The following is a 13,889-nucleotide window of genomic DNA, read 5'->3' on the forward strand; positions in this document are numbered from 1 at the left end:
CCAGGTTGCCGTTGGCAATGTTGACGCTGCTTTGCTCGCCGGTCTTGCCCTGGCTGGCGGAACCAAGGTTACCGCGCTGGCCCAGATTGCTTGAGGACGTTAAGTTCAGGCCTGTGCTGTTTCCGCTAACAATTGCAACCATGTCAATTCACCTTTGTGTGTGTAAATAGTAGATAACGTGACAACAATGCTTCTTTAAAAAGTGCCGCGTTTGAGCACAAGGTATCCAAACTTTTTGAGAAAAGTTTAAGGGAAACTGGAAATTATTTGCATTTCAATTAATTATTTTTAATATATGCAAATTAAATGTTAAAAATTCTTAAATTATATTATTTGGGCAAATAAGATTTTGCGTGGAAGCAAAGAGGGTGTTTCATGGAAATTATTAAATGGATAATAAAAAGCATGGCCGAAAATGTTCATTTGGCAATTTATCTGTCAAGGCTGCAAGGCCAACTGAGAAAAATAGAGGAAAGGTTTATGATGTCAGGATGATTCAAGTGAATTCTGAAGCAGGCCGGAAAGGGTTCTGATCTGGTTTTTATTATTAAAAGGATATGCATGAAACCTGCCATTCTTGTTACGCGCGCTATTTTTCCTGAAGTATTGACCCGGCTTTCAGACTACTTTGAAGTTGAATCGAACCAGGATGATGTGGTTTTTACACCTGCTGAATTGGCTGCGAAGTTGAAGGGGAAGGCTGGCACCCTGGCGACTGCCAGCGCCAAATTCAATACTGAGCTATTGCAGCAGTTGCCAGGTTTGAAAATGGTCGCCAGCATGGCGGTGGGTTACGACAATATTGACGTGCCAGCTTGTACTGCGCATGGCGTCATGGCCAGCAATACACCGGAAGTGTTGAATGAAACGACGGCTGATTTTGGTTGGGCACTGTTGATGGCGACGGCCAGGCGGGTGACGGAATCCGAACACTGGTTGCGTGCAGGCCAATGGACCAAGTGGCGTTACGACACTTTCCTGGGGGCGGATGTACATGGTGCTACCCTGGGCATTATTGGCATGGGCAGAATAGGGCAGGCGATAGCTCGACGCTCCATGGGCTTTGATATGAAGGTCATGTATCACAACCGTTCACGGCTGAGCGCTGAGCAGGAGGCGCATGCGAATCATGCCCAGTATGTCAGCAAGGAAGAATTGCTGGCGCAGGCCGATCACGTAGTGCTGGTCTTGCCGTATTCACCAGCGTCCCATCATTGCATAGCTGCGGCTGAAATTGAATTGATGAAGCCCAGCGCGACCCTGGTCAACCTGGCACGCGGTGGTATTGTGGATGATCAGGCGCTGATTGCAGCTTTGCGCAAGCATAGGATTGCGGCAGCCGGCCTGGATGTGTTTGAGAATGAGCCCAAGTTCCATCCAGACTTTTTGACGCTGCAAAATGTGGTGCTGACACCGCACATTGCCAGCGCTTCAGAGGCCACCCGACGGGCAATGGCGAATCGTGCTGCGGATAATCTGATTGCCGGCCTGATCGAAGGCAGGCCACGCGATTGGTTAAACCCGGTTTAATCCTTAAGGTCGTTGATCAGATCAACATATTGCTGCATGGCGGCTTCCTGGGTGGTGCCTTTCAGTTCAGCCCAGGCATCAAACTTGGCGCGGCCGACAAAGTCGGTCATGCCAGGGCGCTCGCCAGTGGCATCACCACCGCTGCCTTGCTTGAACAGGGCATAGATTTTCAGCAGGGTCATGTTGTCTGGGCGCTCTGGCAGATTTTTGGAATCGGCCTGTGCCTGGTTGAATTGTTCTTGTAAACTCATTGTGGTCTCCAGCGTGGTATTGAGAAGTACAAAAATAGCATGAAGACATGCAGGCAGGGCGGTTTGCGCTAGAGGGTTCCCTCCAGCGCTGAGTTTGCCTGGCGATCAGTGCAGAGTGGGCTCGCTATCAGTACCGGCACCGCAACAGACTTTGTATTTTTTACCGCTGCCGCATGGACAAGGGTCATTTCTGCCAACCTTGGGGGCATCGCGCTTGACGGTAGTCACGCCGGATTTGCGCAAGGGTGCCCAGAAACGGCGTATGGCGGGGATGGACGCTTCCAGCGTCAATGCCAGTTCATGGCATTTTTCTGGCGTATCGACGAATTTCAACTCTTCTTCTTCGATTTCTTCTGCGCCCAACAGGTAGATGGGCTGTAGCAGCGGGCCGATTTCTTCTGATTCCCAGGCGGCTTCCCAGGCTTCTTCGCGCAATTGCATGCCTTCCCAGAAGCCCCAGGCCCAGGTTTCACCGTCTATCAATTCCTTGCCATTTTGTTCCATGACGCAGAACAGGGGTTCATATTCCTGTGGTGCAACTTCAAATGTGATCTGTATTTCATTCATGAAACGGGCCACCAGGCCAGTGATGCGCTGCATTTCCTTTTCATTCTTGAACTTGGGTTCACCTTCATCCGGCAAGCCCCATACCAGTGGCAGCCATTCTCCCATTGGTATCATTTCCGGCCCCAGGGCGATGGCAGTCAGGTAGCCGTGCAGGGCGTCCATGGTCATGCCATCATCGCCGACCTTGTCCGACATCAGGAATTTGTCGAGTTCATTGAATTCTTTGTCGCTTAAGGGTTCGTCGAGATGCATGGATCACTCTTGAGTGGAGATTGAAAATACCGGCAGTTTAGCGCTTTGTTTGCTGGCTGTGCAGGTCTTTTATGCCGTTCAGGCTTTGGCACACGTACAATAGACAACATGACAAATACCAATCTCCCAGACTCTTTTGCCGGTTTGACGCCCGAACTGGTGCTGGACGCTGTTGACAGCAGCGGCTTGCGCAGCGATGGCCGTATGCTGGCCTTGAATAGCTATGAAAACCGGGTTTACCAGATCGGCATAGAAGACGATGTACCTGTGGTCGTCAAATTTTACCGCCCCTTGCGCTGGACGGATACCGCCATCAATGAAGAACATGATTTTGTGCGTGAGTTATTACAACATGAAATCCCGGTGGTTGGTGCGATGCAGGCGGCAGATGGCAGCAGCCTGCGCCATTATCAGGGCTTTCGCTTTGCCCTGTTTGCCAGGCAGAGTGGCAGAGCCCCGGAAACCGGGGATGCCGCAACCCTGGAATGGCTGGGACGTTTTATTGGCCGCATCCATGCCGTAGGGGCACTTGCTGTCTATCATGAGCGGCCAGCCATTAATCCGGAAACCTTTGGCGTGCAGCCGCGTGCCTGGCTATTGGCGCATGACTTTATCCCGCCTGATCTGTTGCCAGCCTATGAAAGTGTCAGTCAGCAGGCGCTGGACGGCATACAGCGCTGTTATGAGCGTGCGGGGGCCTTGCAGCCATTGCGCCTGCATGGCGATTGCCATCTGGGGAATGTCTTGTGGCTGGAATCCGGGCCCCAGGCTGGCCCGCATTTTGTGGATTTTGATGATAGTCGCATGGGGCCGGGCATACAGGATTTATGGATGCTGCTGTCGGGTGACCGTCAGGACATGCAGCGGCAATTGACAGATATCCTGGCTGGTTATGAAGATTTCTTTGAGTTCGACAGCCGTCAGCTATACCTGATAGAGGCATTGCGCACGCTGCGTCTGATTCATTATTCAGCCTGGCTGGCACAGCGTTGGAGTGATCCGGCCTTTCCGGCGGCATTTCCGTGGTTTAACAGCCAGAGGTATTGGCAAGACCGCATACTCGAATTGCGCGAGCAGGTGGCCCTGATGGAAGAGGCACCGCTGTGGCCGGTTTGATGCAATTTCACTCAGAATCTGCAAGGACGATCAGCCTGTCCTGTAAAATTCGGGCAAATGATCAACTTTGATGGAAATGCAAAATGACGCAAGATGAATTGAAACTGGCGGTAGCCCAGGCTGCCATAGCCTATGTGGTTGAAAACGACATCGTTGGCGTCGGCACCGGTTCGACCGCCAATTTCTTTATTGATGAACTGGCCAGGATCAAGCACAAGGTCAAGGCGGCGGTTGCCTCATCCGAAGCCACCGCAGCACGCTTGCGCGGACATGGCATTACCGTGCTGGATTTGAATGACGTGGTATCCATGCCTGTGTATATCGACGGTGCTGACGAAATTACGCCTCAGGGTGCCATGATCAAGGGCGGTGGTGCCGCATTGACACGTGAAAAAATTGTAGCCTCGGTCGCTGAGAAATTTATCTGCATCGCCGATGGTTCAAAACTGGTGGATAAGCTGGGCAAGTTCCCCTTGCCGGTAGAGGTGATACCGATGTCGCACGCGGTTGTCACCCGCAAGCTGAATGCTTTGGGTGGCGAAGCCCGTTTGCGCCTGAAAGATGGTCAGCCTTTGTTGACTGATAATGGCAATATGATACTGGACGTACATGGCTTGCAGATTGCGGACCCGGTGGCGCTGGAAGCCGCGATCAATAATATCGTTGGCGTCGTGACGGTCGGTTTGTTTGCGCAGCAAGGAGCCAATGTCTGCCTGCTGGGAACCAGTGAAGGTGTTAAAACCTTGCGGTTTTAATCTTGCCCGCATAAAGGTTTGATCCCAACAAAAAGCCCGCTGACATAGCGGGTTTTTTATAGACTTTTAGTTGGATGCTGATGAATGTCAATCAGGCAGCTATTTATTCGCTTGGCGGTACATAGCCGGAAGCAGCATCAGCCCCATCGCCAAAGAAATGTTTTTCCATCTGGGTTGCCAGATATTTGCGGGCGCGAGTGTCAGCCAGGTTCAGGCGGTTTTCGTTGACCAGCATGGTTTGATGCTTGAGCCAGGCGGCCCAAGCTTCTTTGGACACGCTTTCATAAATCCTTTTACCTAATTCACCGGGATACGGTGGAAAATCCAGCCCTTCGGCTTCTTTATCTAATTTAATGCAGTGGACCGTACGGGCCATGGTGTTACTCCTTTTTGCTAAATCTCGAAAACAGCGTGAATTATACGGCTTGCGAGCTAGAGTTGTTTAGAGTTGCTTGATCAGAACCAATGATTTGCGTTGCCAGTTATACATTTTCTGCTTGTCCTTGGGTAAATCGTCGAATGAAGCATTGACGAAACCACGTTTCAGGAACCAGTGTGCAGTGCGTGTTGTCAGCACAAACAGGCTATGAAAGCCGGCGCGGCGTGCGCGTTTTTCCATGTGCTTGAGGATGCGCTCACCATCGCCCTGGCTTTGCACATCCGGGTTGACGGTCAGGCAAGCCATTTCTGCCATTTTTTCAAACGGGAAAGGATACAGGGCGGCGCAGCCAAAGATGACGCCGTCATGCTCTATCACAGAGAAATAATTGATCTCGCGCTCTATCAGTTCACGCCCGCGTTTCACCAGGGTGCCGTCGGCTTCCAGCGGTTCTATCAGCTTGATGATGCCGCCCACGTCTTCAATTGTGGCTTCGCGCAGGCTTTCCAAGTTTTCTGACGATACCATGGTGCCTACGCCATCATGGGTAAACAATTCCAGCAGGGCCGAGCCATCCATCTTGTAGGGCACGATGTGTATCCGTGGCACGCCACCACGTGAAGCCTTAACGGCATGTTCCAGATAGAACGCCGAATCTGGCGGCAAGTAGTTGGTTTTTAATTCTTGCTCGGCCTGCATGAATGATAATTCGCGGATTTCATCATTGTCCTGGTCTACCATCATCGGTGTTTCGGTGATGAAAATCAGCTTGTCGGCACGCAGGGCGGTGGCGGTTGATACGGCCACGTCTTCCATCGTCAGGTTGAAGGCTTCGCCAGTGGGCGAGAAACCCAGCGGGCCAAGCAGTACCAGATTGCCGGCATCCAGAATGCGGTGGATGGTGTCATACGCCACTTTGCGGGCGATACCGGTCAGCTGGAAATCCACTCCACCTACGATACCGATTGGTTTGGCCGTGACAAAATTGCCTGAAATGATGCGGATGGCAGAATGTGCCATGGGCGTATTCGGCAAGCCCTGGCTGAATGCGGCTTCAATATCCAGGCGCAATTCACCAGCCGCCTCTTTCGAGCATTCCAGCGCTGCGGTATCGGTAATGCGTATGCCATTATGAAAACTGCCTTCGACATTCCGCAAGGCCAGTTGCTCGGCAACCTGGGGGCGCGATCCATGAACGATGACAACCTTGATGCCAAGTGCATGTAAAAGTGATAAATCCTGAGCCAGAACCGGCAGTGCACCTGCCATGACCAGCTCGCCGGGAAAGGCGACCACAAAGGTCTTTCCACGGAAGGCATGAATATACGGCGCGACCGAGCGCAGCCATTGAACGAATTGAACGGGATTTTCCATCCGCCAATTATAATCTGAGACGAGAAAACAGATGACCATCCAACGTGGTCGAATTTCCACATTGTTGTCAATCAGGCTTTGGAGCCTGTGGACATGCCTGTCAGGACGTGCCTGTCAGGACGTGCCGGATAGGGGGTAAGATCGTAAACTGGTTCTTAGTGATAGGCAGCTTTAATCCTTTCCAGTTTGCTGGCATATAAATTCTGGGCCTTGCGGGTGGTGCTGTTGGCCTGCGCCAGTGTCAATTCTTCTACCGCATCCGAAGTTTCACCCAGTTTTAAATGCGCCAGCGCCAGCCATAAATGGAATTCATCATAATTCGGGTCACGTTTGATTTCCCGTTTGAACAGGGCTTTGGCTACGGCATATTCGCCGCGGTCCATTGCTGCCAGGCCAAGGTTAAAGAAATGGAAAGGAGCATTTGGCTGCAAGCTTGCCAGTTTGGTGGCATACACCTGTGCTTCGGTTTGGCGGTCGGTTTTGCGCAATACTTCGACCAGGTTACTGAGCGCCATGGTGTTTTCTGCTTCCTTGCCCAGAATTTGCCTGAACACGCTTTCGGATAATGCCAGGTCGCCATGCTGCCGGTAAATCACGCCCAGGGTATTGTAGGCCGCGACGAAGTCAGGGTCGCTCGTCAGGGCGGCGCGGGCAAACCAGTAGGCGTCGTCGACCTGGTGTTGTGCCAGCGATTCGGCGGCGCGGTTGTTGAAGTACATGGCGATCACGGTGGCTTCGCGTATCAGGTCCGCGCGTTGACCACGAATTTCCCTGGGCGGCAAGAAATCAATCACCATGGACTGGCTATATTCCTGGGTAAAGTGGCGGAATCCTGATTTGCCTCCCAGTACGATGTTGACATGTCCTGCCGCAAAGTAAATGTCATTGCTGCGGCTCCAGGATTCGTCCATCAGGATATTCTGATATTGCACTTCCATCCCCAGTTCTTTTGCCAGTGCAGCCGTCATCAAAACCAGTGACAGGCAATTACCGGAACGGGCACTGAAGGCCTGGGCTGCATTGCGTGTTATTTCAGCATCGTATTCAAGCCTGATCTGGCCTTTGGTGGACAATGCGTCAAACAGGGCTTTTTGCGGTGATTTGCCACGCATCTGGATGGCAATCTCGTTTTTCACGTAGGCGTGCATTTCCTTGCTGAGTGCCATGACCTCGTCGGCGCGGATGGATGTCGATGCCGGGCCAAAGCCCTGATCATGCAACTGCAGGTGGCTTATTTTCTGGCTAGGCTGGCTGGCACAGGCGGCAAGTAAACTGGCGAAGAGCAGAATAATCCAGGTTTTCATTTTGATCCTCACGCGGCTGGATTTTGACTGGAACACATTTCATTTTCGTTGATGAAACAGGTTCTGCATAAAGACAGGAATCCGGGCTGCTGGATAGCTATGCAAGCCCAGCTTGGCCGCAGTCCCGAATTCTAGTTTTATTCATTATAGGATAAATAAAGAGGGGATTTATTTATATGATTTGATGCTTGTTGTCAGGTCAATACACCCTGATCTGCAATGTTGTTTTGATGAGATCAGAATGGCTGTGTTATGGCAAACAGTGCAACATTTCCTGTGCGGCGTAAAAATCTGGGATAATGCGCAGCGCTATGTCTTCAAATCAAACACCTAAAAACTCCCCCAAAAAAGCAATGCCCGCTGCGACAGATGGTTTATCGGGATTGCGAGAGCTTCGACAACAATTGCGTGAGACCACCGCGAAGTCTGAAGTACCGGAAAATAAAACACTGAATGTCAGCGGTGCTGAGCAAGTTCGTCCGCCAAAAGTGCAGCATGAAGGGCAGCAAGTACCTCGCCAACAAGCAGCCAGGTCTCAATCAGCCAGACCGCAGTCCGGGCGCGCCAGTAGCACAGGAAACGGCGGGGAAAACGGTCGGGTAACGGGTAGGGCAAACAGTAACGGAAATAGTAGCGGCAATAGTAACGGCAATAAGCGGCAACAAGCAGCTGCGCCAGCCAGGGAAGAACCAGCTTTACCTTTTCGCAATGTCTTGCCACCCATCAGTTTTCCTGAAGAGTTGCCGGTATCCGGCAAGCGGGCAGAAATTGCCGAGGCTTTGCAAAAACATCAGGTCATTATTGTCTGCGGTGAAACTGGCTCTGGCAAGACCACGCAATTGCCCAAAATCTGCCTGGAGTTGGGGCGCGGGCAAAAAGGCTTGATAGGCCACACCCAGCCGCGCCGGATTGCTGCCTCTTCTACTGCCAAGCGTATTGCACAAGAATTGAATTCACCGCTGGGTGAACATGTCGGCTTTAAAGTCCGGTTTACCGATACCCTGAGCAAGGGCGCATCAGTCAAGCTGATGACTGACGGTATTTTGCTGGCAGAAACCCAGACCGATCCGCTGTTAAAACAATATGACACCATCATCATTGATGAGGCGCATGAACGCAGCCTGAATATTGATTTCCTGCTCGGTTACCTGAAGCAATTGCTGCCCAAACGTCGTGACCTGAAGATCATCATCACTTCAGCCACGATAGATGCACAGCGCTTTGCCAATCATTTTGCTGATACCAGCGGGGCTGAAAAGGGTACCGAGCCCAAGCCTGCACCTGTGATTGAAGTGTCAGGCCGTTTGTACCCGGTAGAAGTGCGCTATCGCCCGATACAAGACACGGAAAAAGATAAAGAACGTGATTTGATGACGGCGATTACCGATGCCGTGGATGAATTGTGCCGCGTAGGTTCTGGTGACGTATTGGTATTTTTGCCCGGCGAGCGTGAAATTCGTGATGCTGCCGAAGCCTTGCGCAAGCATCATCCGCCGCATGTGGAAATTTTGCCCCTGTTCGCCCGCCTGTCTGCGCAAGAGCAGGAGAGGGTGTTCAAGACTTCAAATGCGCGCCGCATCGTATTAGCCACGAATGTGGCGGAAACCTCGCTGACGGTACCTGGCATACGCTACGTCGTTGATGCCGGTCTGGCCCGCGTGAAGCGTTATAGTTACCGAAATAAAGTCGAGCAATTGCAGATAGAGGCGGTTGCCCAGTCCGCTGCCAATCAGCGCGCTGGCCGTTGCGGTCGTGTTGCGGCTGGTGTTTGCATACGCCTGTTCGATGAGCAGGATTATCTGCAACGGCCCAAATTTACCGAACCCGAGATTTTGCGTTCGTCGTTGGCTGCCGTTATCTTGCGCATGAAATCCCTGCGCCTGACTGATGTCGAGACTTTTCCTTTCATCGAGCCACCACCAGGCCGGGCGATTGCTGACGGTTATCAGCTCTTGCAAGAACTGGGGGCGATGGATGATGTCAATCAGTTGACGCCGGTTGGCAGGCAACTCGCCAAACTGCCGCTGGACCCCCGTGTGGGCCGCATGATTCTGGCTGCGCGTGATAACCAGGCCTTGCAGGAAGTACTGATCATCGCTGCTGCCTTGTCGGTGCAAGATCCACGTGACCGCCCCATGGAAGCCCAGGCTGCAGCGGACATGGCGCACAAGAAATTTGCCGATGAAAAATCCGAATTCCAGTCTTACCTGAAAATCTGGAAATGGTTTGAAGATGCCATCGAGCACAAGAAAACCAATCGCCAGTTGCAAGACAATTGCCGTGCCAATTTCCTGAGCCAGATGCGCTTGCGTGAATGGCGTGAAGTGCATTCGCAATTGCTGACTATCGTTAAAGAACAGGGCTGGCGTTTGAATGAGGCCCCGGCGACGTATGAGCAATTGCACTTGTCCCTGTTGACGGGTTTGCTGGGTAATATTGGTTACAAGTCAGACGAAGAAGCACATTACCTCGGTGCGCGCGGCATCAAGTTTTACATCTGGCCGGGCTCTACTCTTGCCAAAAAAGCCGGGCGCTGGATCATGGCGGCTGAGCTGGTGGATACCACACGTCTGTACGGGCGCTGCATAGCCCAGATCAATCCGGAATGGCTGGAGAAAATTGGCGAGCATCTGCTCAAGAAATCTTATGGCGAACCGCGCTGGGAAAAACGCGCCGGCCAGGTATCTGCCTTTGAACGTGCCACCCTGTACGGTCTGGTGGTGTATAGCCAGCGCCGTACTCAATATGGCTTGACCCATCCGGCAGAAGCGCGTGAGATGTTCATACGCGACGCGCTGGTCGAAGGCGAGTTGGATACCCGCGCCCCTTTCTTTGCGTATAACCAAAAGCTGGTGCGCGAGATAGAAAATCTTGAACACAAATCACGCCGTCTGGATGTGCTGGTGGATGAAGAACTGATTGTGGCATTTTATGATCAGCTCTTGCCAGCTGACGTGTGGAATGCCGTGCTGTTTGAACAATGGCATAAGGACGCGACCAAGGCCAATCCCAAGCTCTTGTACCTGAACAAGGACGAGCTGATGCGCCATGAGGCGGCAGGTGTGACCACGGACCTGTTCCCCAAAACCATGCAGGTGTCGGGTGTGGCTTTGCAGCTTAGTTATCACTTTGAGCCAGGTAGCCCACGCGATGGCGTGACGCTGACCGTGCCTTTGTTTTCGCTGAACCAGGTGTCGGCAGACCGCTGTGAATGGCTGGTGCCCGGCATGCTGAAAGAAAAAGTGCATTTGCTGATCAAGTCTTTGCCACAAAAAATACGTCGCCATTGCGTACCCATTCCCGAATATGCAGCAGGTTTTTGTGAGCGCAATGATTTTGGCAAAGGCAATTTCCTCGATGCAGTGATGGCGGATATACGCGAACAAAAGGGCTTGCTGTGCAAGAGTACGGATTTTAAATTTGAGACTGTACCCGTACATCTGACGATGAACTTCAAAGTCATCGATGAGCATGGCCGTCAACTGGAAATGGGCCGCAACCTGGCCAGCCTGCGGGCAGAATTTGGTGGGCAGGCACGCGAGAGCTTCCAGCGTATTGCCAGCGCCGAGAAGTTGGCCTTGCTGGATGCAAATCCAGTTGCGACCAAACCGGCTGCTGTGCCTGAAGACAAGTCAGTCCATGCTGCCGCAAAACCTGCAATTGCCAGCATCCAGTCTCATGCTGCAGTACCAGCATTCAAGCAGGAAAACCTGGTGGCCTGGACCTTTGACAGCCTGCCCGAACTGCTGGAAGTCCAGCAGGGCAAACAAACCCTGATCGGTTACCCGGCGCTGGTGGATAAGCTCACGCATTGTCATATTGAAGTGTTTGACGACCCGGATGAAGCCGCGCGTGTACATCGCATCGGTTTGCGACGCCTGTTTGCCTTGCAATTGAAAGAACAGATCAAGTTCCTGGAAAAAAATATTCCTGGCTTGCAGCAAATGGGCATGCAGTTCATGGCCCTGGGTTCGCAGGAAGAATTGCGTGACCAGATTATCCAGGTCGCCATAGAAAGTGCTTTCCTGCAAAGCCCTTTACCTGCCAATTCAGGTGAATTCAATAAGCGTCGTGATGAAGGTAAGGCAAGGCTGAATTTACTGGCCAACGAAATTGCCCGTACAGCAGCGCAGATACTGGCCGAATACCATGGCTTGCCAAAGAAACTGCAAGGTATCAAGGCACATGCACAAGCTGCTGCCGACATGCAGTCGCAATTACAGATGCTGGTGACCAAGCATTTTATCGCTGAAAATGATTTTACCCAGTTGTCGCATTTCCCCCGGTATCTGAAGGCGATCACGGTACGCATGGACAAGCTGCGTGCCGACCCTGCGCGTGACCAAAAACTGCTGGCTGAATGGAATAGCGTGGCGCAAGCCTGGCAGCGCCATCCGCGCAAGACCGGTGTGGATGCTGACCCCAAATTGCTGGAGTTCCGCTGGTTGCTGGAAGAGCTCAGGGTATCGCTGTTTGCACAGGAATTGCGTACCCCCATGCCGGTGTCGGTCAAGCGTCTGCAAAAAGTGTGGGAGAGCCTGCAGCGATGATCCACGCTGCCATGGCCGCAGGCAAACCTTGTTTGCTTGCGGTATGCTGAGGGTCGATCAGTGATCACTGATCGCTGACACAGGCAGTTTTTGATTGTCTTTCAAATTGCCGCATTTACTGCATATTCATGAATCATAAACTGACGCCCTCTACTGTATTGCTGCTCGTCACACCGCCCTTGCTGTGGTCGGGCAATGCCATTGTAGGACGCATGATTCATGAAATGCTGCCGCCGATTACACTCAACTTCATACGCTGGGTGCTGGCTTTTTTAATCCTGTTACCCATGGCTTTCCGCATCTATCGTCGTGGTAGCACTTTGTGGCGTAACTGGCGACGTTATGCAGTATTGGGTTTGCTGGGGGTGGGTTTGTACAATGCCTTGCAATACCTGGCCTTGCAGAGTTCTTCACCCATCAATGTGACACTGGTCGCCGCCAGTATGCCGGTATGGATGCTGATAGTCGGCAGTCTGTTTTTCCAGGCCAGGGTCACGCGCTGGCAACTGGCGGGTGCCGCCATGTCCATCGCCGGTGTACTGCTGGTATTAAGCCGGGGTGAACTGGCGCAGTTGCTGGTTTTGCGGCTGGTGCCTGGCGATCTGTTCATGATCATTGCCACCATTACCTGGTCGCTGTACAGCTGGCTGCTGACGCGTGGTGATGATGGTGAATTGCGTAATCACTGGGCCGATTTTTTGCTGGCACAGGTCAGTTTTGGCGTACTGTGGTCGGCGGCTTTTTCTGCTGCCGAGTGGACACTGATGCAGCCCGCCATACACTGGAATCCCATGCTGTTTGCTGCACTGGCTTTTGTGGCGATTGGTCCAGCTGTGATTGCCTTTCGCTGCTGGGGCTTGGGTGTGCAGCGGGTGGGGCCGAATGTTGCCGCCTTCTTCAATAACCTGACGCCCTTGTTTGCTGCCGTGATGTCTGCCGCTTTTTTGGGTGAGTCACCCCATCTGTTTCATGCCGTGGCTTTTCTGTGCATCGTCGGTGGCATAGTCCTGTCTTCGCGGCGCGGCTGAATATCGTGATGACCGTGACAGCCGCGATGTCAGAGTGGATCTGCTACACCTATAGGTGCGGGAGTGATGTTGACAATCAGTGAAAATAATTCTTCATATTTATAGCGTGCGCCGGCATCATCCAGATGGGCACGGTTTTCCAGGAAGGCAGCATCGATTTCTTTCCAGTCGTGCTCATTCAGTACCTGCCTGGCAACGGGAATGATTTTTTCTTCTTCGGCGCGCATATGGGCGAAATAAAACTGCGCATATTGTTCGACCAGGTCACGGAAGTGCGCAAAGGCCGGCTTGCCGCCAAATTCATAGTCGAGCAGGGCATGGAATAAGCGGTGTACCAGCAATTCGCCCTTCGCATGCTGTTCACTGAGGGCATCCAGTTCGTTATCCAGTTGATGGGTTCTTTCCTTGATCTTGGCAAACAGGTACTGTTCTTCCTTGGGGTGATGCACTTTTTCCGGATATTCCATGATGTAGTACAGCATGGCGCGGAACACCTTCAGATCAGGCGCAGTTCCACCACCTTCTATCTTTCTTACAAAGTAACGCATACCCTGTATGACTGACGACAGGTGTTCGTGCTCGTCCTGGATGATGCTGAGTGAAGCGGGGTAAATGGTCCTGACCGACATGGCGAGTCTCCTTGCGATTCTTTTTACTACTGTACTTCCTGGGCAACATGCTGCTGTTGACGAGGATCAAATAGTATTGAAGTATGGGCACGGTGGGCCAGGCATGAAAAAACCTCGCTACAGCATGCTGTAACGAGGTTTTTGGCCAGGGCGT

12 protein-coding genes are annotated in these 13,889 nt (G+C 52.3%); 6 read left to right on the plus strand and 6 right to left on the minus strand.

The window, feature by feature from the left end:
* Positions 1-389 precede the first annotated feature (389 nt).
* Both ACO0K9_RS26980 and ACO0K9_RS26985 read left to right on the plus strand, forming a co-directional pair.
* Positions 390-533, plus strand: coding sequence for a hypothetical protein (locus ACO0K9_RS26980; RefSeq protein ID WP_422990307.1), 144 nt, complete (start codon positions 390-392; stop codon positions 531-533).
* Positions 534-561: 28 nt separating this feature from the next.
* A complete protein-coding gene (locus tag ACO0K9_RS26985) occupies positions 562-1,530 on the plus strand; it encodes a 2-hydroxyacid dehydrogenase (protein ID WP_422990309.1) in 969 nt (322 codons plus the stop codon).
* On the opposite strand, the gene ACO0K9_RS26990 is transcribed toward ACO0K9_RS26985, so the two are convergent.
* Both ACO0K9_RS26990 and ACO0K9_RS26995 read right to left on the minus strand, forming a co-directional pair.
* Positions 1,527-1,781 carry an acyl-CoA-binding protein gene (locus ACO0K9_RS26990; RefSeq protein ID WP_422990311.1) on the minus strand — a complete coding sequence of 85 codons (255 nt, stop codon included), beginning with the start codon at positions 1,779-1,781 and terminating at the stop codon, positions 1,527-1,529. The two genes, ACO0K9_RS26985 and ACO0K9_RS26990, sit on opposite strands and share 4 nt — an antisense overlap.
* A gap of 105 nt (positions 1,782-1,886) precedes the next feature.
* Positions 1,887-2,600, minus strand: a complete 714-nt coding sequence (locus ACO0K9_RS26995; RefSeq protein ID WP_422990312.1) for a UPF0149 family protein — start codon at positions 2,598-2,600, stop codon at positions 1,887-1,889.
* Positions 2,601-2,708: 108 nt separating this feature from the next.
* On the opposite strand from ACO0K9_RS26995, the gene ACO0K9_RS27000 reads away from it, so the two are divergent.
* Both ACO0K9_RS27000 and rpiA read left to right on the plus strand, forming a co-directional pair.
* Positions 2,709-3,716: a serine/threonine protein kinase gene (locus ACO0K9_RS27000; RefSeq protein WP_422990314.1), complete on the plus strand. Its 1,008-nt coding sequence runs from the start codon at positions 2,709-2,711 to the stop codon at positions 3,714-3,716.
* A gap of 83 nt (positions 3,717-3,799) precedes the next feature.
* Positions 3,800-4,471 (plus strand): ribose-5-phosphate isomerase RpiA, encoded by a 672-nt coding sequence (rpiA, locus tag ACO0K9_RS27005; protein ID WP_422990316.1) that lies wholly within the window; start codon positions 3,800-3,802, stop codon positions 4,469-4,471.
* A 103-nt stretch (positions 4,472-4,574) separates the two neighbouring features.
* Here rpiA and ACO0K9_RS27010 read toward each other — a convergent pair whose 3' ends face one another.
* The 3 genes from ACO0K9_RS27010 to ACO0K9_RS27020 all read right to left on the minus strand — a co-directional run bounded on the left by ACO0K9_RS27010 (position 4,575) and on the right by ACO0K9_RS27020 (position 7,528).
* Positions 4,575-4,847 (minus strand): oxidative damage protection protein, encoded by a 273-nt coding sequence (locus tag ACO0K9_RS27010; RefSeq protein ID WP_422990318.1) that lies wholly within the window; start codon positions 4,845-4,847, stop codon positions 4,575-4,577.
* Between the two features lie 66 nt (positions 4,848-4,913).
* Positions 4,914-6,224: an amino-acid N-acetyltransferase gene (gene argA / locus ACO0K9_RS27015; RefSeq protein ID WP_422990320.1), complete on the minus strand. Its 1,311-nt coding sequence runs from the start codon at positions 6,222-6,224 to the stop codon at positions 4,914-4,916.
* A gap of 155 nt (positions 6,225-6,379) precedes the next feature.
* Entirely contained in the window at positions 6,380-7,528 is a 1,149-nt protein-coding gene (locus tag ACO0K9_RS27020; RefSeq protein ID WP_422990322.1) for a tetratricopeptide repeat protein, read from the minus strand.
* Positions 7,529-7,881: 353 nt separating this feature from the next.
* Here ACO0K9_RS27020 and hrpA point away from each other — a divergent pair, with 353 nt between their 5' ends.
* The gene (gene hrpA / locus ACO0K9_RS27025) at positions 7,882-12,078 is read left to right on the plus strand and encodes an ATP-dependent RNA helicase HrpA (RefSeq protein ID WP_422990324.1); all 4,197 of its coding nucleotides are present in this window, start codon (positions 7,882-7,884) and stop codon (positions 12,076-12,078) included.
* A gap of 128 nt (positions 12,079-12,206) precedes the next feature.
* Positions 12,207-13,106: a DMT family transporter gene (locus tag ACO0K9_RS27030; protein WP_422990326.1), complete on the plus strand. Its 900-nt coding sequence runs from the start codon at positions 12,207-12,209 to the stop codon at positions 13,104-13,106.
* 29 nt (positions 13,107-13,135) lie between these two features.
* Here ACO0K9_RS27030 and ACO0K9_RS27035 read toward each other — a convergent pair whose 3' ends face one another.
* A complete protein-coding gene (locus ACO0K9_RS27035) occupies positions 13,136-13,735 on the minus strand; it encodes a hemerythrin domain-containing protein (protein ID WP_422990327.1) in 600 nt (199 codons plus the stop codon).
* Between the last annotated feature and the right edge of the window lie 154 nt (positions 13,736-13,889).

The sequence above is a fragment of the Undibacterium sp. Ji50W genome (genome assembly GCF_049340445.1).
Taxonomy (GTDB): Bacteria; Pseudomonadota; Gammaproteobacteria; order Burkholderiales; family Burkholderiaceae_D; genus Undibacterium.